At 61.7% G+C, this 19,958-nt stretch carries 21 protein-coding genes; 6 read left to right on the top strand and 15 right to left on the bottom strand.

What is annotated here, in order from left to right; genetic code table 11:
- Positions 1-55 precede the first annotated feature (55 nt).
- Complete coding sequence (locus Q1A53_RS21715; RefSeq protein ID WP_299970910.1) at positions 56-1,756, bottom strand: sensor histidine kinase; 1,701 nt, start codon at positions 1,754-1,756, stop codon at positions 56-58.
- 8 nt (positions 1,757-1,764) lie between these two features.
- Positions 1,765-2,466, bottom strand: coding sequence for a response regulator transcription factor (locus tag Q1A53_RS21710; protein ID WP_299970907.1), 702 nt, complete (start codon positions 2,464-2,466; stop codon positions 1,765-1,767).
- 304 nt (positions 2,467-2,770) lie between these two features.
- Between Q1A53_RS21710 and Q1A53_RS21705 the strand changes: the two genes are divergently transcribed.
- Positions 2,771-4,369 (top strand): phosphoenolpyruvate carboxykinase, encoded by a 1,599-nt coding sequence (locus tag Q1A53_RS21705; protein ID WP_299970904.1) that lies wholly within the window; start codon positions 2,771-2,773, stop codon positions 4,367-4,369.
- Here the strand turns inward: Q1A53_RS21705 and Q1A53_RS21700 are convergent.
- Positions 4,366-5,082, bottom strand: a complete 717-nt coding sequence (locus Q1A53_RS21700; RefSeq protein WP_299970902.1) for a hypothetical protein — start codon at positions 5,080-5,082, stop codon at positions 4,366-4,368. The genes Q1A53_RS21705 and Q1A53_RS21700 overlap by 4 nt on opposite strands.
- Positions 5,083-5,136: 54 nt before the next feature.
- The gene (locus Q1A53_RS21695; protein WP_299970899.1) at positions 5,137-6,054 is read right to left on the bottom strand and encodes a LysR family transcriptional regulator; all 918 of its coding nucleotides are present in this window, start codon (positions 6,052-6,054) and stop codon (positions 5,137-5,139) included.
- Between the two features lie 166 nt (positions 6,055-6,220).
- On the opposite strand from Q1A53_RS21695, the gene Q1A53_RS21690 reads away from it, so the two are divergent.
- The 4 genes from Q1A53_RS21690 (at position 6,221) to Q1A53_RS21675 (ending at position 9,519) form a co-directional block, all read left to right on the top strand.
- Complete coding sequence (locus Q1A53_RS21690) at positions 6,221-6,580, top strand: helix-turn-helix transcriptional regulator (protein ID WP_299970897.1); 360 nt, start codon at positions 6,221-6,223, stop codon at positions 6,578-6,580.
- 232 nt (positions 6,581-6,812) lie between these two features.
- A complete protein-coding gene (locus tag Q1A53_RS21685; RefSeq protein ID WP_299970894.1) occupies positions 6,813-8,498 on the top strand; it encodes an acyl-CoA dehydrogenase family protein in 1,686 nt (561 codons plus the stop codon).
- 95 nt (positions 8,499-8,593) lie between these two features.
- Entirely contained in the window at positions 8,594-9,115 is a 522-nt protein-coding gene (locus Q1A53_RS21680) for a TetR/AcrR family transcriptional regulator (protein WP_299970891.1), read from the top strand.
- Complete coding sequence (locus tag Q1A53_RS21675; protein WP_299970888.1) at positions 9,112-9,519, top strand: META domain-containing protein; 408 nt, start codon at positions 9,112-9,114, stop codon at positions 9,517-9,519. Before Q1A53_RS21680 ends, Q1A53_RS21675 begins: the two co-directional genes overlap by 4 nt.
- Here Q1A53_RS21675 and recO read toward each other — a convergent pair.
- The 11 genes from recO to rpoZ form a co-directional block, all read right to left on the bottom strand.
- The gene (recO, locus tag Q1A53_RS21670; protein WP_299970885.1) at positions 9,503-10,228 is read right to left on the bottom strand and encodes a DNA repair protein RecO; all 726 of its coding nucleotides are present in this window, start codon (positions 10,226-10,228) and stop codon (positions 9,503-9,505) included. The genes Q1A53_RS21675 and recO overlap by 17 nt on opposite strands.
- A 4-nt stretch (positions 10,229-10,232) precedes the next feature.
- Positions 10,233-10,562 carry a DUF1491 family protein gene (locus tag Q1A53_RS21665; RefSeq protein WP_299970882.1) on the bottom strand — a complete coding sequence of 110 codons (330 nt, stop codon included), beginning with the start codon at positions 10,560-10,562 and terminating at the stop codon, positions 10,233-10,235.
- Positions 10,563-10,596: 34 nt separating this feature from the next.
- Positions 10,597-11,505, bottom strand: coding sequence for a GTPase Era (era, locus tag Q1A53_RS21660; protein ID WP_299970879.1), 909 nt, complete (start codon positions 11,503-11,505; stop codon positions 10,597-10,599).
- The gene (gene rnc, locus Q1A53_RS21655; protein WP_299970876.1) at positions 11,502-12,188 is read right to left on the bottom strand and encodes a ribonuclease III; all 687 of its coding nucleotides are present in this window, start codon (positions 12,186-12,188) and stop codon (positions 11,502-11,504) included. Before rnc ends, era begins: the two co-directional genes overlap by 4 nt.
- Complete coding sequence (gene lepB / locus Q1A53_RS21650; RefSeq protein ID WP_299970873.1) at positions 12,185-13,024, bottom strand: signal peptidase I; 840 nt, start codon at positions 13,022-13,024, stop codon at positions 12,185-12,187. The genes rnc and lepB overlap by 4 nt, the downstream gene beginning before the upstream one ends.
- A gap of 239 nt (positions 13,025-13,263) precedes the next feature.
- Positions 13,264-13,668: a holo-ACP synthase gene (gene acpS / locus Q1A53_RS21645; protein WP_299970870.1), complete on the bottom strand. Its 405-nt coding sequence runs from the start codon at positions 13,666-13,668 to the stop codon at positions 13,264-13,266.
- Positions 13,665-14,285 carry a LysE family translocator gene (locus Q1A53_RS21640; protein ID WP_299970867.1) on the bottom strand — a complete coding sequence of 207 codons (621 nt, stop codon included), beginning with the start codon at positions 14,283-14,285 and terminating at the stop codon, positions 13,665-13,667. The genes acpS and Q1A53_RS21640 overlap by 4 nt, the downstream gene beginning before the upstream one ends.
- Positions 14,282-15,031, bottom strand: coding sequence for a pyridoxine 5'-phosphate synthase (locus tag Q1A53_RS21635; RefSeq protein ID WP_299970864.1), 750 nt, complete (start codon positions 15,029-15,031; stop codon positions 14,282-14,284). Before Q1A53_RS21635 ends, Q1A53_RS21640 begins: the two co-directional genes overlap by 4 nt.
- Before the next feature lie 321 nt (positions 15,032-15,352).
- The gene (locus Q1A53_RS21630; RefSeq protein WP_299970861.1) at positions 15,353-16,024 is read right to left on the bottom strand and encodes a DUF2062 domain-containing protein; all 672 of its coding nucleotides are present in this window, start codon (positions 16,022-16,024) and stop codon (positions 15,353-15,355) included.
- Between the two features lie 90 nt (positions 16,025-16,114).
- Positions 16,115-18,271 (bottom strand): bifunctional (p)ppGpp synthetase/guanosine-3',5'-bis(diphosphate) 3'-pyrophosphohydrolase, encoded by a 2,157-nt coding sequence (locus Q1A53_RS21625; RefSeq protein WP_299970859.1) that lies wholly within the window; start codon positions 18,269-18,271, stop codon positions 16,115-16,117.
- A gap of 135 nt (positions 18,272-18,406) precedes the next feature.
- Complete coding sequence (gene rpoZ / locus Q1A53_RS21620) at positions 18,407-18,760, bottom strand: DNA-directed RNA polymerase subunit omega (protein ID WP_299970856.1); 354 nt, start codon at positions 18,758-18,760, stop codon at positions 18,407-18,409.
- 246 nt (positions 18,761-19,006) lie between these two features.
- Between rpoZ and Q1A53_RS21615 the strand changes: the two genes are divergently transcribed.
- Entirely contained in the window at positions 19,007-19,798 is a 792-nt protein-coding gene (locus tag Q1A53_RS21615; protein WP_299970853.1) for an FRG domain-containing protein, read from the top strand.
- The last annotated feature ends 160 nt before the right edge of the window (positions 19,799-19,958 follow it).

Raw genomic sequence — 19,958 nt, 5'->3', positions numbered from 1 at the left:
GATACGCGACACAGCTGGCATGCAGGATGATGTCTGATGCGCCGCTGCCCATCACTCAGACGGGCAGACCGACAACAAACCGCGCGCCCAGCGGATCGGAAGTGATGTCGGCGCGTGTCGGCCGAATATTCTCGGCCCAGATGACACCGCCGTGTGCCTCGACAATCTGCTTTGAAATGGCGAGGCCAAGGCCCGAATGATTGCCGAAATTCTCACTGGAACGTTGCGAGTAAAACCGCACGAAGATCTGTGACAAGGCCTGTTCGGGAATGCCCGGCCCGGTATCCTCCACAACGATGATGACCCTGTCATCGCGTTTTCGGGCCCAGACCCGGATGGCGTCCCCCTCGTCACAAAAGGAGATGGCGTTGGTAATCAGATTGACGAACACCTGCGCCAGCCGCGCCTCAAGACCATGCACGACAATGGGATCCTCCGGCAGATCGGTGATGAAGTCGATCCCTTCAAGGCGCGCCTGATCCCCCAGATGCTGTGCCAGTTCCTTGAGCGTTTTAAGCACATTGAACGCATCCTCCTCTTCCTTGACCAACTCGCTGTCGAGCCGGGAGGCGTTGGAGATATCACTGACCAGACGGTCGAGACGCCGGACATCGTGGTCAATCACGTCGAGCAACTGTTCCCGCTGATCCGCGCGTTTGACCATGCGCAGTGTACCGACAGCCGAGCGCAGAGACGCCAGCGGGTTTTTGATTTCATGCGCCACGTCTGCCGCGAACTGTTCATTGCCGTCGATCCGATTGTAAAGCGCGGACACCATGCCACGCAACGCAGCACTCAACCGGCCGATTTCATCGGGCCGGTCGGTCAGATCCGGGATGCGAATGCGGCCCGGGTTCATCTTGCGGGCATTCTTGTCACGCCCAAGCTCGGCGGCCGCCGACAGATCCGCCAGTGGAATGGCGATGGTCGAGGCCAACACGAGGCTCAACCCCAGAGAGACCACGGTTGCCACAACGAACATTTGCAGGACACGCTCCCTTTCCATGCGCGCGAGAGCGTCAATCTCGCCTACCGCGGTGACAACAGCGACGGTTCCAACGGTCACGTCGCCCTGCTGGATGGGCGTCATGACGGTCAAAAGAGCGCCACCCGTCGCATCCCGTTCGTTGTGGATCCGGGTCCCGTTGTTCAGCGTGTCGGCGACCAGCGGCTTGATCCGCTCGGACAATGGCGGGCGACCCGCAGCCGGCTCTTTCATCGGTGAAGACAGTCGCGACCAGACCCAGTCAAGCGCGTCGCCCAGATATGTCGCACCTGCATCCCCGGGATCTGACGGCCCGAGGCTGCGCAATCCTTCAATGCGCGCCACAAGTTCGGCCTGATCGTCGTAGACGAAAACCTCCATGCCCTTGCGCAGATCGGATGCCCCAAGCGCGGCAGGTATCGTGAGCACGGTGGCAGGGCCGCTGTTGGGGACCTGCGTTTCGATGATATCGGCGATCAGGATCGCTTCTGATACGAGGGCTTCGGCGCGTTGCAGCGCCAGGCTGTCCCGTGCGGCATTCAGATGCAGGATCCCCGTTGCAACGACGCACAGCGCGATCAGATTGACGATAATGATCTTTCGGGTCAGCGGAGAGCTGCGCAAGGCGCGCCACGCGCGGCGACCGCGTGAGGGCCCAGGTGCGCCGGGAGCGTCGATCCCTGCAGCAGCTGCATCCCCCGCCGGGCTGCCATGGCCAACCGGCGCAGGGGGGGTCATGTCACGCACAAAGCTTCCTTCGGCAAGGGCCATGGCGTGGCCTACTCCTCGTTGTATCTGTAGCCGATGCCGTAAAGCGTCTCAATCGCGGAGAAATCATCATCGGCGCTGCGCATTTTCTTGCGCAAACGCTTGATATGACTGTCGATCGTGCGGTCATCCACATAGACCTGATCGTCGTAGGCCACGTCCATCAGCTGATCGCGCGATTTCACAAAGCCAGGGCGCTGCGCCAGCGCCTGCAACAGCAGAAATTCGGTAACGGTAAGCGAGACATCCTGACCTTTCCAGGTCACCGCATGGCGCAACGGGTCCATCCGCAGGCTGCCACGCTCCATCACTTTGGTTTCTTCACTGTCGGCCACCACATGGCCCGCCACCGCCTCCTGCCGCCTCAGCAATGCGCGGATCCGCGCCACCAGCAACCGTTGCGAGAAGGGCTTGGTCACATAATCATCGGCCCCCATACGCAGGCCCAGCACCTCGTCGATCTCATCATCCTTGGAGGTGAGGAAAATGACAGGCATCGTGGTTTTCTGACGCAGCCGCTGCAGCAGATCCATCCCGTCCATACGGGGCATCTTGACGTCCAGCACGGCCATATCGGGCAGTTTCTTGTTGAACGCGTCCAGTGCAACCTGACCGTCGTTGAACGTCTCCACCTCGAACCCCTCTGCCTCCAGCGTCATGGAGACGGAGGTCAGGATATTCCGGTCGTCATCGACCAATGCAATCTTAGACATTACCTGTTTCCTTGACCGGCGCATGATTGGGATTTTCAGGTCACCGGTAACGATCTGGCCCAAAACGGGGCGCACCACCGAATCAATTCTCACCCCGCCACAATGAGGCCACAATTTGATTACCAACGGCTAAATCGGTATTTTCAGGGCTGAAAGCACGCCCCTTTGCCGCTGAAAACGGACCGTCGGAACAAAGTTCACCATGGTGGCGCTAACTGCACCCGACCCGCCTGTTCAATGCTAAAAACGTCATGCTAAGAGGCACGAGCGTCACGGATCAGGCGCCCCACAAGGAGAACGACGGATGTTGAATGGACGTGTGAACCCGAATTTCACGCTCGATGATCAGGGGATCAACGGCGTGGGCACAGTCTATTACAACCTCATCGAACCGGATCTGATCGAACACGCCCTCGCCCGTGGCGAAGGGCATCTTGGCAAGGGGGGCGCTTTCCTGACGACGACCGGAAAATTCACCGGGCGGTCTCCCAAGGACAAACACGTGGTCAAAACCGAGAGCGTCGAGGATACGATCTGGTGGGACAACAACGCCGCCATGTCGCCCGAAGGGTTTGACGCGCTCTATACCGATATGCTCAAGCATATGGAGGGAAAGGAATACTTCGTTCAGGATCTGATTGGCGGTGCTGATCCCAAACACGCCATCAACGTTCGTATGATCACCGAGCTGGCCTGGCACGGGCTCTTTATCCGGCACATGCTGCGGCGGCCCGATCGCGAAGATCTGGACGATTTCCTCGCTGATTTCACGGTGATCAACTGCCCGAGCTTTCAAGCCGATCCCGCCCGACACAACTGTCGGTCCACCACCGTGATCGCGATGAACTTTGACAAAAGGCTGATCCTGATTGGCGGCACGGAATACGCTGGCGAGAACAAGAAATCCGTCTTTACGCTGCTCAACTATCTGCTGCCCGAAAAAGGCGTCATGCCCATGCATTGCTCGGCCAACCACGCGGTGGGTAATCCGGTCGACGCTGCTGTCTTTTTTGGCCTGTCAGGAACCGGCAAGACAACGCTGTCGGCAGACCCGGCCCGCACGCTGATTGGGGATGATGAGCACGGCTGGTCCGACACCGGCACCTTCAACTTCGAGGGCGGTTGCTATGCCAAGACCATCAGCCTGAGTGCCGATGCCGAGCCCGAGATCTACGCCACGACCGAGAAATTCGGCACCGTGATCGAAAACATGATCTATGACGAAGAGACCAAGGAGCTCGACTTCGAGGATGACAGCCTGACTGCCAACATGCGCTGCGCCTACCCGCTTCATTACATCTCGAACGCGTCGGCCTCCGCCCGGGGCGGTCACCCGAAGAACATCATCATGCTGACCTGCGACGCTTTTGGCGTGCTGCCGCCTATCTCACGGCTGACGCCCGCGCAGGCGATGTATCATTTTCTGTCGGGCTTCACGTCCAAGGTGGCAGGCACGGAACGCGGCGTGACAGAGCCTGAGCCTACGTTTTCCACCTGTTTCGGCGCGCCGTTCATGCCGCGGCGGCCCGAAGTCTATGGTAACCTGCTGCGCGAAAAGATCGCGACCCACGGGGCGACCTGCTGGCTGGTGAATACTGGCTGGACGGGGGGCGCCTATGGCACTGGCAGCCGGATGCCGATCATGGCGACGCGCGGCTTGTTGACTGCGGCGCTCGACGGCTCGCTGGCCGATGCGCCGTTCCGCAAGGATCCAAACTTCGGCTTCGACGTGCCCGTCGACGTGAAAGGTGTGCCTAACATCCTGCTGGATCCACGCCGCACCTGGGATGATGCCGAGGCCTACGACCGGCAGGCGGCAAAGCTCGTCAAGATGTTCTCCGACAACTTTGAGCAATACCTGCCGTTCATCGACGACGACGTGAAGGCGGCCGCGATCAGTTAGGCGGCCTGAGCAATCAATTCCGAAAGCGGCATGTCGAGGACGAAGCGGATGTCTTCGTTGCTCATGTAGACCATGAACCCTTCGAGCGGTTTGTCCCCGCCGCGCAGGAACCAGCGCAGGCACCCCGGTTCGGCGTGCATGTAGCCCTGCCGTTCCGCAAACCCTTTGAAGGCCACCGGGCGCGGCATGAAGCCGATGACATAGTCCGGCGCCCACAGCTGCATGGCAGTCAGGAACGCATAGCGCCCCAGCACGCAGGACAGGCCGCTGCCACGGTACTTCCCGGGCGCGCCGCCCATCCAGACCTCGCCGTGATAGCAGACACGACCCCGGATCCGGTGCGCGCCCGGTCCGGCGCGATAGCGCGAACGCTCGTAATCGATGTCGAGACCGGAGGGCGGGAATTCATGAAACCGCCGCCGCAAATACTCGCTGAGCGGTAGCGCGCCGGTGTCCAGCATCCGCAGCGCCTGGGCATGCATGATGGTGCCATCCTCGTCGCGCCCGATCACCCAGACGGCGTTGCTGGCGTTGAGATTATGCAACCGGGGGTCGAAAGGCGCGCCTAATTCATGATCGGGCCGCCCCTGTTCCAAGAGCGTTCGATACTCCTCAAAATCCGACCCGGTTTGCAGCGAAATCCGATGTTGCTTGAGCAAATCAAGACTGGCCGCCAGAATGAAACTGTCGTTATTTGCGGTATGAATTGTCATCGGGTTCTCCTGTGCACAGCGTCTGAACCCGATTGTAGCGCAATTAAGGCAGTATTACTCGTGTTTTAGCGCATTCTCCTCGTATTCCATGATCAGCTCGGCTGGCATCCGCTCGATCTCGCTCCTGTCCAGCCCGTCAATCCGGAGCGCGTGGGTCCGGTCCACGATCGAAATGAGCGCGAAAGTCCCGTCGGGAAACCGCCCTCCCAACAACAAACGCTGGTAGCTGATGGGCACCATCGGCCCGTCTTCTTCGCGTTGGATCTGGGTAAATATGTGATCGAGCCTGATGTTATGCGTGCGCTGGATCTCGTCGAAAGGCATCGCCAGCAGACGCGCGAACTCATCCCCGCCGGGCATTTTCCCGAGATCGCGGCCAATACTGCTGCGCGCGTTGCTCCAGCCGAACCATGACACATAGGAGGAAGAATCGCCCAGCTCGACGCAGATCCAACCGGCCGGCGAGTCGCGAAACACCATAAAATAAGGGCGAACTTTCTGCATTGCCTCGTGTTCGAGCGCACCACCGCTCAAGGCCCAGGCTTTCATCACCTCGCGCAGGAGCGTCCGGTCCGCGGTCCACATCTCGCTAATGGGGCGCTGCTGCTGCCAAAAGCTCCACCCCGATGGCAACACTTTGCTGAGGTGCTGCAGCCCCTCCACATGTCGCAGCGTCCCTGTCAGCCAGGCGTTTCCACGGGCCAAAATATCGAGCGCTTCGGGCAAGGATTGCTCGCCCGCCTCGGTCAGCCGGTACTGTCGGTCCTCAACCACAAAGAGCGGCGTGCCCTTGGCTTCTTCCAGCAGCGTGATGTGTCTGCGTACCGTTTGACGTGTGCTGCCCAGCTGCTTGACCGCGTGGCTGAGATTGAGCGTCTGCGCCAATGTCGTGAACGAGCGGATCATCTCATGGAGCAATCCATGAGAATCAGCGGTCTTTTTCACCGCTTTTGATGCGTCGCTGAGTTTCACAACTTGATTCATCGACTCTGATGGTAAATAAATCACCCACTAATGCAATATTTTTCACCCATCGCCTGAACATTTTTAATCGAAAAAAAGAAAAAGGTACGCAATTGAATGATTCGGTGATTCCCGGAAAGATTGTGCATAGTCACAATCAAAGGTTTAACTAGTTATGTCTCACCCCGTTGATGTTCATGTTGGTCGCAAGCTGAAGCAGATTCGCACGATGCGGCGATTGTCCCAAACGGACGTTGCCCGCGAACTCGATCTGTCGTTCCAGCAAATCCAGAAATACGAAATCGGTTCAAATCGCGTTGCCGCCAGTCGGCTGTATGAGTTGTCCCGTATTCTGGATGTGCCGACATCCTACTTTTTTGAGGGGCTGGAGTCCGACGCCGAAGAAGCCAATGGCAGAGACCCCAGTCTTGAGATCGTCAACGCTATTGCAGCGATTCGCGATGACACCATCAAGTCGCGCATCGTGACATTTATTGAAGACGTCTCCGGCGTCACGGTCGCCCGGCAGAATTGACTGTCGCGTAACCAGTCCAGTATTTAACGAGTTCGTGACTGGAGAGCGCCGTGAAAGCGGCGCTCTTTTTTGTGTCTTGGGCGGCACGGCAGGCTACATTCAACCGGGCAGAAAGCAGCGCACTCAAAATCGGCGCGTAATTATCTGCTCTATTTTGCCGCACTGCGGTATTTTTGTTGCGCTGCACCTGCGAAAGCCGTAGACCCGGCCCGACACAGCGAAGGATGGCACCATGGCTCATGACGGACAGACCTCATCGGGTCTCACACCGGTACTGTTGGACGATCTGCTGGCGCTCACAGGTGCAGCGGTACCCGCGGTCGATCGCTTGCTTGAGACGGCAACCGCAAGGGTTCGGGCGTTGGTGAGCGATGGTGATCGCGTGTCCAGTGCCCTCGTTGAAGTTCATCAGACCGCGGCGCATGGCCTCGCATGGCTGGCCACCTATGCGCAATCCTTGCGGCAGATGCAGGCCTGGGCAGAGAAGCTGCAGGGCGAGGGTGTCTTCGGTGAGACGGAGCAGCTGATCCACCAGATCGCCTTTGGAGAATATCTCTGGCAGATCTATGGCGGCATCCAGATGAACCAGGGCGAGGTGCTGCGGTTGCAGGACCTCGGGCTGGAACAATCCGAGATGCGCGCGTTGATGACACCCGACGTGATGACCCTGACCCAGCACGGCAACACGCAGGAAGCCCGGGTGCAACTGGTGGCCCTGATGCAGGAGCATTCGGCCAATGTGATCACCGGTGCCTCTGGTCTGGATGACGAGTTGGAGATGATCCGCGACCAGTTCCGCCGCTACTCGGTGGAGAAGATCGAACCCCATGCCCATGACTGGCACCTCAAGGACGAGTTGATCCCGATGGAGGTGATCGAGGAGCTGGCCGAAATGGGCGTCTTTGGTCTGACGATCCCGGAGGAATACGGTGGCTTCGGACTATCCAAGGCCTCCATGTGCGTTGTCTCGGAAGAGCTGTCGCGCGGGTATATCGGTGTAGGCTCGCTTGGCACACGCTCCGAGATCGCGGCGGAGCTGATTATCGCGGGCGGAACAGAAGAGCAAAAGCAGAAATGGCTGCCGCGGCTCGCCTCGGCAGAGACGCTGCCAACAGCCGTCTTTACCGAACCCAACACCGGCTCTGACCTTGGCAGCCTGCGCACCCGCGCGGTCAAGGACGGGGACGACTACCGCATCACCGGCAACAAGACATGGATCACCCACGCGACCCGAACGCAGGTGATGACCCTGCTCGCCCGGACCGACCCCGAGACGAGCAATTACAAGGGCCTGTCCATGTTCCTGGCAGAAAAGACGCCCGGCACCGACGACGCCCCCTTCCCCACCGACGGCATGACCGGCGGCGAGATCGAGGTGCTGGGATACCGCGGTATGAAGGAATACGAACTGGCCTTCGACAACTTCCACGTCAAGGGCGAGAACCTGCTGGGCGGCGAGGAAGGCAAGGGCTTCAAGCAGTTGATGGAAACCTTCGAGAGTGCCCGCATCCAGACCGCCGCCCGCGCGGTGGGCGTGGCGCAATCCGCGCTCGATCTGTCGATGCAATACGCGCAGGACCGCAAGCAGTTCGGCAAGGCGCTGATCGAATTCCCCCGTGTCGCCTCTAAACTGGCCATGATGGCGGTGGAGATCACGGTAGCGCGCCAGCTCACCTATTTCTCCGCCTTCGAGAAGGACCAGGGGCGCCGCTGCGACGTGGAAGCCGGGATGGCCAAGCTGCTCGGGGCGCGCGTGGCTTGGGCCGCGGCGGACAACGGGTTGCAGATCCACGGTGGCAATGGCTTTGCGCTGGAGTACAAAATCAGCCGCGTGCTTTGCGATGCGCGGATCCTCAACATCTTTGAAGGTGCGGCAGAAATTCAGGCCCAGGTCATCGCCCGCCGCCTGCTCAGCTAGCACCGGAGCGCGGCCCAAGCGGGGTCTTCCGCCGGTCGGGCCCGGTTGCGCCCTTCGCACTTGCAGCATGCCATGCCGCTGCGTATGGCTGAGGCATGGCAACGCAACGACTCACACGGCAGAAATGGATAGACGCCGGGCTCCGCGCACTGGTGGCGACGGGCCCTGCGGCCCTGGCGGCGGAACCGCTCGCCCGGGAGCTCAAGGCCACGAAGGGCTCGTTTTACTGGCATTTCAAGGATGTCCCGGCCCTGCACGAAGCGGTGCTGAGAGACTGGCAGTCGCGCGCGCTGTTGCGCCTCGCCACTGCACTTGAGGACACCGGCACCGCCGAGGACCGGCTGCGCCGCTTCGGACAGACGATGCTGCAGGACAGCGAAGACCCCGCCTTTCGAAGCTGGGCGCAGACCTCGCCCCACGTCGCAGCAGCGCTCGCCGATGTGGACGGCGAGCGGCTGACCTACATCGGAAATCTGCTCGCGCATCTGGGCGTCGGCAACCCTGATTTCGCCCAAGGCTGTCTGGCCGCTCTCATCGGTTTGCCGCAGGTGCAGGGTACGACGGACCCGCAGGATGCCTTTGGCACGATGATCGACATGGTGTTGGCGCTAAAATGAGGCGGGCACAGGTGCTTTGCGGCGCGCTTCTGGTCGTGTTGGCGGTGACCAGCGCATGCCAACGGGATGAAACAGTGAACGCCTATGGCGCGGCCGACAAGGTATGGCAATTGCAGGAGATCGATGACCAGCCCGTGACGTTCTCCGCCACTCTGCGCTTCCCGGAACCGGGGCGTCTGTCGGGCGACGCACCCTGCAACAGCTACCAGGCCCCCATGACCGTCCCCTACCCGTGGTTCGAGGTCACGCAGATCACCGCGACACGGCGCGCTTGCCCTGCGCTAGCGGAGGAGACCAGGTATTTCACCACCCTCAAAGCCATGAGCCTGTCGGAAGTGCTGGGCGATACCCTGATCCTGTCGACACCCGAGGGCCGCAACATGGTGTTCACAGCCGGCGGTTAAAGGCCTCTACAAACCGGGCGCGTGCGGCAGGCAGAGGCGTGTTGCCCAGATCCTGTGCCAGATGGTGGGTCAGAAAATGCCCGGTGGTGCGCAGCCCCTCCGCGACCTCCGCATCCGCGCCCGCGCCTTGCCCGCGCAGCACATCCGGCAGCGGCAGCAACCGCGCAGCCCACTCGCCCGCCGCCGCCCGCGACACCGCGCGCCCCGTTTTGGGCGAGACATAGGCCAAATCCTCCTGCGTTCCCGTCACAGCGCAGCGGTCCAGCGCCAGCGCATAGCCCATCTCCTCCAGCAGCGCCAATTCCCACCGCAGGTACGCCAGCGGCCAGAGTGTCGTCTGATCCAGAAGGTCCAGCAGCTGTTCTGTCCTGGCGTAGAGCCGCTGGTGCGCCTCCCGCTCGGGCAGGCAAAAGCCCAGAAGCGCTGTCACCGCGTTCAGCCCCGCCAGCGCCAGCCGGTCCCCCAGGGCAGCCGCCGCCCGGCTGCGCAAGGGCTCCACCTGAAAGCTGCCGATATGGTCTTCGAGCCGGGCGCGCCAGGTCAGGTCCAGCTGTGCGCCGGGTTGCAGAAAAGGGGCGATCTTGCGGCTGGCACCACCCCGGACCACACCGCTGTGACGGCCATGCTCCGGCGTGAAAACCTCAATGATCGCAGCAGTTTCACCGTGGCGCCGGGTGTTGAGCAGGATCCCCTCGTCGCGCCAATCCATGGGTCTACTCCAACCCCGACTGGTCCAGCAAATGGCGGCCCGCGCGGTCTTCTACCTCAATCACCCAGAGATCGGGGTCCCGCGACCGCTGACGCATGATGCTGGCGTCCACTTCCGCTTCGGCCCCCTGCTCCAGAATGGTCCAGCGGCGCGTGTCCTCGGTCAGGTCAAAGGTGCGGTGGTAGAGGGTCGCCTGACCGTCCAGCCGGTTGAGTTTGATCACGATACTGCCCGCGTCATCATCGCCATGGGCCACCACATAGGCCGGGATCAGCTTACCGCTCAGCCGCGTCAGATAAGCGTCGATCCAGAACCGTGCCGTCAGCCGGGTCACGCCGGTTCCCCCGCGGTCTGCAGTACGTGGCGGGTCACGCGTCGCCGTCCTTGAACTCCAGGCCCATCTGGCTGTAGCGCTCGGCCTCTTCCAGCCAGTTGGAGCGGACCTTGACCTGCAGAAACAGATGCACCCGGCGGCCCAGAAACGTCTCCAGCTCGGCCCGCGCGGCCTGCGAGACGGCCTTGATCGTCTCACCCTTGTGGCCCAGCACGATGCCCTTGTGCCCGTCGCGCACCACATAGATCAGCTGGTCGATCCGGGCGGAGCCGTCCTTGCGCTCCTCCCAGCTTTCGGTCTCGACGGTCAGCTGGTAGGGCAGTTCCTGATGCAGGCGCAGCGTCAGCTTCTCGCGCGTCATCTCCGCGGCGATCATGCGCATGGGCAGATCGGCGATCTGATCCTCGGGGTAGAGCCACGGGCCCTCTGGCAGCGCGCCCGCAAGCCAGAGGCGCAAGCTCTCCACACCGTGGCCCCGTTCCGCGGAGATCATGAAGGTTTCCTCGAAGGGGTAGGCCTCGTTCAACGTCTTGGAAAGACCCAGCAAAACCTCCGACTGGACCCGGTCAATCTTGTTGATGGCGAGGGCCACGCGCCGCCCTTCCCCGATCTCGCCCAGCCGTTCCAGGATGTGTTCGACCCCTTCGGTGACGCCCCTCTGGGCTTCTACCAGCAGCACGGTCACATCCGCATCCGCCGCACCGCCCCAGGCAGCCGCGACCATCGCCCGGTCCAGCCTGCGGCGCGGCTGAAAGAGCCCCGGTGTGTCCACAAAGACGATCTGGCTGTCGCCTTCCATCGCCACACCGCGGATGCGGGCGCGGGTCGTCTGCACCTTGTGGGTCACGATGGACACCTTGGCGCCCACCATGCGGTTCAGCAGCGTGGATTTGCCCGCGTTGGGCTCCCCGATCAGCGCGACAAAACCGGCGCGTGTGCTCATGATGCTTGCTCCAGTAAGGCCAGTAGCGCACCTGCGGCGGCCTGTTCTGCCTGCCGTTTGGAACCCGCCTTGGCCTCCTGACGGGCCCCGTTTTCCAGCTCTGCCGCGATGGTGAAGACAGGCGCGTGATCGGGGCCGCAACGCGCGACCTCCACATAGGAGGGCGGCGGCAGACCGCGCGCCTGCGCCCATTCCTGCAGCGCGGTCTTGGCGTCGCGCGCATCGGCCTCCACGTTGTGGAGCCGCGCGCCCCAGAGCCGCAGGATCAACACCTTGGCGACCTCGAAACCGGCGTCCAGATAGACGGCGGCGATCACCGCCTCGATGGCATCGCCAAGCAAGGCCTGCTTGCGCCGCCCGCCTGACAGCATCTCGGACCGGCCAAGCTTGAGCACCGCGCCCAGATCAATCTCACGCGCCACGTCAGCGCAGGTCTCTTTACGCACCAAGGCATTGAAACGGGGGGCCAATTGCCCTTCGCTGGCGGCTCTGTCATGGGCCAGCAGCGCCTCCGCCATGACCAGCCCCAGAACCCTGTCGCCGAGAAATTCAAGCCGCTGGTTGTCGTCCCGGTTGGCCGAGGACATGGACGCGTGGGTGACCGCCTGGCTCAGCAGATCGGGCCGGGAAAAGCGATGTCCCAGCCTGTCCTGAAAGGCTCTGAGCTCGGCGGAGTGTTTCACTCGACCGCCTTGAAAAAGCGGTCCCCGCGCCAGGTCCAGAAGAACAGCATGGACCGGCCCGCGGAGGAGAAGATGATACGATCCGCGCGCCCGATGAGGTTCTCGTAAGGGACAAAGCCGACACCCTGCACCTGCTGCGCCAGACGGCTGTCGGCGGAGTTGTCGCGGTTATCACCCATGAAGAAGTAGTGCCCCGCGGGAACCGTATAGACCCCGGTCCGGTCAGCGCCCTGCGGTCCGATGTCGAGGACCACATGTTGGGTGCCGCCGGGCAGTGTCTCGATCGCGCGCGCCTTCTGACAGACACCACCATCGCCAACGGGGCCATTGGCGCAGCGGGGGCGGCGCCCTTCGGGACCTTGGGGCTCCATGATTTCTTCAAAGATTCCAGCGGGTTCCTGCGGTGCAGGCTGATCGTTGATGTAGACCACACCGTTCTTCATCTGGATCCGGTCGCCGGGCATTCCGATCAACCGCTTGATATAGTCGCGCCCCGAGACCGGGTGGCGAAAGACCACCACATCGCCACGTTCAGGCTCCCCACCCAGGAGCCGCGTGTTGTCGCCGTCAAAGACACCGCAGATATCGCGGGCATCCACGTTGATGCCAAAGCGCGGCAGGATCAGACTGGGACAGGAGGCGTAGGAATAACCGTACACCATCTTGTTAACAAAGAGGAAATCCCCCACCAACAGAGTTTCCTTCATGGAGCCGGACGGGATCCAGAACGGCTGAAAGAAAAGGGTGCGGAAGACACCGGCGATCAGCAGCGCGTAGACAATCGTCTTGATCGTCTCGACAAAGCCGTTTTGCTTTTTCTCTTCCGTCGCGGCCATCGGGCGCTCCCCTGGTTTGATCTGAGCCTAATTGCGCGGGTGCAGCGGGGGTGTCAACCCAAGCGCACGCAACGTTCGGTGACCCCGCCGGGCCCGGCCGCGCGAATCGCAGCTTAATGCCTTATTTCGTTGGAAATCCGACGTCGGTATTGCGTCGGTATTCTGTCGGTATCGCGGAGGTGCACCGTCGGTCACAGGGCGGGTTAACAGGGCGTTCAGCCCTGTTTCCTGCCAAAGTATTAACCGGCCAAGGGCCGCGCCTCGATCAGCACGAATGCCTGTGCCCAGGGGTGATCGTCGGTCAGTGTGACGTGGATCATCGCCTCATGGCCCGCGGGCGTCATCTCGGCCAGCCGCTCCGCCGCCCATCCAGTCAGCTGCATCACCGGCTGACCGGTCTCCAGGTTGGTGACGGCCATGTCCTTCCAGGCGATCCCCATGCGCAAGCCGGTGCCCAGCGCCTTGGAGCACGCCTCCTTGGCAGCCCAGCGTTTGGCGTAGGTGCCCGCCGCATCGCGACGACGCTCCGCCTTTGCCTGCTCAGCGTCCGTAAAGACGCGGTTGCGAAAGCGATCCCCGAACCGGTCGAGCGTTGCCTCGATCCGCTCGATATTCGCGAGATCCGTGCCGATGCCGAGGATCATCGGGCAAACGCGGCGCGCAGCATGCCGAAACCGGCCAGGGCGAACAGCCCTGCCACCACGCTTTCGATGCCGCGGCGCAAACGGCGATAGACCCGCAGGGCGGGACCGGCCGAGAACACCAGCGCCCAGCCGAGGTAGTTCGCCAGACCGATCAGCGCACAGAGCGCCGTGGCGAGCAGGACCGCGGCGGGGCTGGCACTGGCATCAAGACCCATGGCGAGCGCTGCCATCCAAGCAAAGACCGCCTTTGGGTTGGACAGGTTCAGCAGCAGCCCCTGCCGGAACCAGCGTTGCCCGTCACCTGTCATAGGTGCTGGATCGTACTGTCGTGTTGCGGCCCGGGCGGATTGCCAGGCAAGCCAGAACAGGTACCCGGCCCCCAGCAGTTTCAGCACCATCAGCGCCACCTCGGACGCGGCCAGAACCGCGCCGAAGCCGAGGGCTGCCAGAACACCCCAGAGCGCCAGACCCGCGGCGAGACCCTGACCGAAGTGCACACCCGCACGGCGTCCGTGACGCATCGCCACGAAGGCACACCCGAGGTTCGCGGGACCGGGGGAGACGGTGACCACCAGAAAGGCCGCCGCGATTGGCAGCAGGCTTGCCAGATCCATCATGCGCGGGCCTCCTCCATCAGCCGGCGCATCTCGGCGATGGCGGGTTCGAGGCCGCGAAAGATGCTCTCGCCAATGAGAAAGTGCCCGATGTTGAGCTCCTTGACCTGCGGCAGGGCGGCGATGGGGGCGACGGTGTCATAGGTCAGGCCGTGACCTGCGTGGACCTCCAGCCCGAGGTCATGGGCAAAAGCGGCCATCTCCGTCAGGCTGTTGAGTTCCCGGGCGTGGGTCGCCATGTCCCCCTCGGAGAAGGCATCGCAATAGGCACCGGTATGTAGCTCGATCACCTGCGCGCCAATGCGGTGCGCGGCCTCGATCTGGCGTTTATCCGCGGCGATGAAGATGGACACGCGGCAGCCTGCATCGCGCAGCGGGGCGATGAAATGCGCCAGCCGGTTTTCCTCGCGCGCGACTTCGAGGCCGCCTTCGGTGGTGCGCTCTTCGCGCTTTTCCGGCACGATGCAGACCGCGTGCGGCTTGTGGCGCAGCGCGATCGCCTGCATCTCGTTCGTCGCGGCCATCTCGAAATTGAGCGGCACCGACAGCACGTTCATCAGCCCGTCGATGTCAGCGTCGGAGATATGGCGGCGGTCTTCGCGCAGATGCGCTGTGATGCCGTCGGCGCCTGCATCCTCGGCGATCTTGGCGGCGCGCAGCGGGTCCGGGTAGGCGCCGCCGCGGGCGTTGCGCACGGTGGCGACGTGGTCGATGTTCACGCCAAGGCGCAGGGGGAAGGGGGTGGCCATGGCGGAGCCCTTTTGCGTGGTCAGTGGTGCGGGCAAGGTGGCGTATTTTTGACGTAAGGTGAACCGCTTTTTGGCGGGTGCGTTGCCGCAAGGAATGCGGTCCGGTTCTCTTGCCATTGATGAGATATCTGCGGAGGATAGACCATGGCGCGAGAACCGCCCCCACTGGCGTCAGAGCCAGAGGTTTGGAGGATCGCGGGCTACATCGCTGATCAGCTCGGGTCAGATCTTCAGGACCGTGCGGGCTCAGCTACGGAGCGCGCATTGTCCCCGCGCAAGCGAGCGCCGCTGAAGCGAATGGCTTTCCAAAGCCATTCCGCCCTAGTCCCCTGTGGGGTGCTCCGCCTTGCGCTTGGCCTCCGCCTTTGCCGCGGCCTTGGCCTTGAGCGCGTCGAGCTTGGCCTTGATCATGCCCTTGCGTCGGGTCTGGTAAACGCGGATCACGGGCACGGCGAGGTAATAGCACAGGCTGGCAAAGAAGATCCCCGGCAGGATGCCCCCCACGAGATAGGGGAAAAAGATCTCGTCGTAAAAGACGCTCAGCCGAGTCCAGTCGGCCCGGGCGTCCGTGAAGATGGCGATGAAGTTATCCTTCAGATCAGCGGCGGCATCGGCAAATTTGCCCACAAAGGAGCGGTGCATGCGCTCATCCACCTGATCGCCGAGGATCCAGTGCCCGGTAGACAGCGCCGCCACCCCAATGGGGACATAGGTGAGCGGGTTGCCAAAGAACGTGCCCATCAGCGAGGCCAGCACGTTGCCCCGCAGCACAAAGGCAAGCCCCGCCGCGATGAAGAAGTGAAACCCGTAGAACGGCGTAAAGGCCGCGAAGACCCCCGCCCAGATGCCCCGCGCAATGCGCTCCGGGCTGTCGGGCAACCGGCGCATACGGTGTTTGACGTAGTGAAACGCGCGCGCCCAGCCACCGCGCGGCCAGAGAAACTCTGCCACGGTGCGGGGCCAGCTTTTCGGAGTGCGGCGTTTGAAGACCAAGCGTCGGGGTCCTTTTTCCAATCACGATACGTGTCCCGCTGTACCCACGACAGAACACATCTTTGTGCCGGTTACCGGCCCGGCAGGCCGCTAATCGGCGGGGTCGACCGCCCCTTGTGCGATATTCCGGGCCCGGGCAATGGCGGCGACGTCGCTTTCAGCCTCCAGCGTCAGCATGAGCGAATGCAGATGAGCGGCGTCTCGGAGTTCTACATAAATCAGGAGTCGGTAAAAGTCAGGTTTCCTATCAACAAATTGCAGGTTTGAAATATTGGCACGGCTCTCGCCGATCAAGGTGCAGATGCGGCCCAGGGTGCCCGCGTCATTGTTCAGGGTCACATCGAGCGTCGCACCGTAGATCGCCGAATGGGGGCCTTCATGCCAGCGCAGGTCGAGCCAGCGCTCGGGGCTGTCCTCGTAGGTGCTGAGCCGGTCACAGTCGATGGCGTGGACGACCACACCGCGGCCTTTGAAGGTGATGCCCACGATCCGCTCCCCAGGTAGCGGCTGGCAGCAGAAGGCCCGCTCGAACGACTGTCCGGGGCTCAGGCCGATCACCGCGCGGGCGGCGTCGACCTTTTCGCCCGGTTTGGGGGTGAGGTCGGGATAGACTGCCTGCACAACCTCGCGGCCGGTGATCTCCGCGCTGCCCAGACGGGCGAGCAAATCGGTGCGGCTGCCGATGCGCATGTGCCGCGCGGCGGTGGCCAGCGCCTTGTCGGTGGCCTTGCGGCCCACATGCTCGAACGCGGAGCGCGCCAGCTCACGCCCCAGTTTGACAAAGCGCGCGCGGTCCTCTTCGCGCAGCGCCCGGCGGATGGCCGACCGCGCCTTGCCCGTGGTCGCGATGTCGAGCCAGGTGGCCTGCGGGCTTTGCCCTTCGGCGGTCATGATCTCCACGTTCTGGCCGTTCTTGAGCCGGGTCCAGAGTGGCACGCGCATGTGATCCACCTTGGCGCCCACACAGGCGATGCCGATGCGGGTGTGGATGGCAAAGGCGAAATCAATGGGCGTGGCGCCGCGCGGCAGCTTGACCACCTCGCCCTTGGGCGTGAAGCAGAAGACCTGATCGGAATACATCTCCAGCTTGACCGCTTCGAGGAAATCCTCGTGGTCTTCTTCGGCGTCGAACTGTTCGGAGAGTTGCGTGATCCACTTGGCGGGATCAACGGCAAAGGGGTTCTGGCTGCGCACCCCGTCGCGGTAGGACCAGTGTGCGGCCACACCGGTTTCAGCCACGTCATGCATCGGGGAGGTGCGGATCTGCACCTCGACCCGCTTGCCGTCGCGCCCCGACACGGTGGTGTGGATCGACCGGTAGCCGTTGGATTTGGGCTGGCTGATGTAGTCCTTGAACCGGCCCGGCACGGCGCGCCAGCGCTGGTGGATCGCCCCCAGAGCGCGGTAGCAATCCTCTTCGCGTGCGGTGATGATGCGAAAGCCGTAGATGTCCGACAGGCGGCTGAAGGTCTGGTCCTTCTCCTCCATCTTGCGCCAGATGGCGTAGGGTTTCTTGGCCCGGCCAAAGACCTGCGCGTCGATGCCGGCGCGGTCCAGCTCCGCGCGCATGTCACCGGTGATCCGCTGGATCACGTCGCCGGTTTCGCGCTGCAGGTTGATGAAACGACGGATGATGCTGGCGCGGCCATCGGGGTTCAGCACCTTGAAAGCCAGATCCTCCAGCTCTTCGCGCATCCACTGCATACCCATGCGCCCCGCCAGCGGCGCATAGATGTCCATGGTCTCGCGCGCCTTTTGCGCCTGTTTGTCCGGGCGCATCGCCTTGATCGTGCGCATGTTGTGCAGCCGGTCCGCGAGCTTGACCAGAATGACCCGCAGATCCTTGGACATGGCCATGAAGAGCTTGCGAAAGTTCTCGGCCTGTTTGGTCTGGTTTGAATTCAGCTGCAGATTGGTGAGCTTGGTCACCCCATCCACGAGGCCCGCGACCTCCGCGCCGAAGAGCCGCGTTACCTCAAGATAGGAGGCCTGGGTGTCTTCGATGGTGTCGTGCAGCAGGGCAGTGATGATCGTGGCATCATCCAGCTGCTGTTCGGTGAGGATCGCCGCCACGGCGACCGGGTGGTTGAAATAGGGCTCGCCGGAATGACGGCGCTGCCCCTCGTGCATATCGCGACCGAAGGCATAGGCCGCGCGCAGCTTGTCCACATTGGCGCGCGGGTTGTACTTGCTGACCAGCGTGACGAGATCGTCGGCGGTGATGTCGATCTGATCAAGCGTCTGCATCGCCAGCCCTTTGGGCAGGGGCCGGGGCCGCGGCGCGTCTCGGGTCTATCCCGGGTCGCCTGTTCGCTCTCTCTTGCCTTGGTCGAACGCGAAAAGCGATAGGGACCGTCTCACTGGAAACCCGAACTGCGATTCCTAGCCCTGCCCCTGTGCTGCCATGAGTTGCCGCAGCAGCATCTCTTCGGACATGCTGTCTTCTTCGGGCTTGTCCTGTTCGGCGCCCATGAGCAGCGCCATGCTGTCCTCTTCGGCCTCGTCCACTTCGATCTGGTCCTGATTGCTCTCGATCAGACGCTCGCGCAGCTCATCCGCGCTCTGTGTCTCATCGGCAATCTCGCGGAGCGCCACGACGGGGTTCTTGTCGTTGTCGCGGTTCACGGTGATCGCCGCCCCGGCAGAGACCTCGCGCGCACGATGTGCGGCCAGCATGACCAGATCAAACCGGTTTGGAACTTTATCGACGCAATCTTCGACGGTGACGCGGGCCATGGGGCTCTCCAGTACGACGGGTGTGCTCAGAAGTGCCTTATTTAGGGCGGTTTGACGCGGTTTACAAGCGAGGAATTGGGGTGCGCAGACGACGTGCTCTGACGGTGCAGACAGCGCGGCGGACGCGAGACTGAGGGTCGGGTTAGAGCCCATACTACCGGCATGTTGCGTCGCAGCTAATGTCTGCAATACACTCCCAAGAATAGACAAATGTGAGGTGTGCCAAACGTATGGAGGCTTTGGCTAGTGACCGATAAAGCGATTGAGAGCCTTGCAGACTTTGTTGTTTGGTCGCGAAAGTGCTCAAAGAAATTTGGACTACGACGCGCGACTCTTGAAGTTTGCTTTAGAGGTCAATCATTGGCCGACTGGACACTGAAACCCGGTCTTTACAGAGGGTTTGTTCCGCCGGAACTCGAACGTGAGTTAATCAGAGACTTTAAAACCCACGCTTCTGAGTTTTTGAGCAATGATCAACGCTCTGACGTGGACTGGTTGTTTTTGGCTCAACATCATGGTGTTCCAACACGTCTTTTGGACTGGACCCTCAACCCCCTGGTTGCATTATATTTTGCTTGCGAGGACCACACACGACAAGAGAATGGTAAAGTGTTCGCTCTAAATGCTTGGGAACTAAATAAAACCTCGTGTGATATGCAAGCTGTACCTGCCACGGATTCTGAGGTTTTTCAAGACTATGTTTTGCCGTTGAACGACAAAGAAGTTCGGCGAACCGTTCGGGCTCAACAGCCGTTGGCCGTTCGGCCAAACTACTTGTTTCGTCGCTCCAATGCGCAAGCTGGATCGTTTACAATTCATGGATCAAAAACGCAGGCCTTGGAAAAGACGCAGTTCGTCAGAAAGAACCATCAAGCCTGCATGGCTCAGATTGAAATCAAAGGTGAAAAAAAGCTCAATCTGCTTAGGGAACTATATTCTTTCGGTGTTCACAGGCAGTCACTGTTTCAATCAATAGATTCTGTCGGTGACCGCGTTAAGTTTAGATATTCGAATGATTATTTCGACAAGCATAGATAAGTGAAGAGGCTTCTCCGGAACAACGCCCGCGTCTTGAACGCCGGAAAGCTGCCATTGACCGCATTGACTTGGATGGCAGAAAAGTCTAAGGTTTGTGGCTGCTGTCAGCGTGAGCTGCAGCGGCGATAAATCTGACAAGGAGGAAAGCGCGGGCGGCTTT

The organism is uncultured Roseobacter sp., assembly GCF_947496515.1.
In the GTDB taxonomy this organism is placed as follows: Bacteria; Pseudomonadota; Alphaproteobacteria; order Rhodobacterales; family Rhodobacteraceae; genus Roseobacter.
Note: the sequence above shows the minus strand (reverse complement) of the source record. Positions and strands in the feature narration are given on the sequence as shown.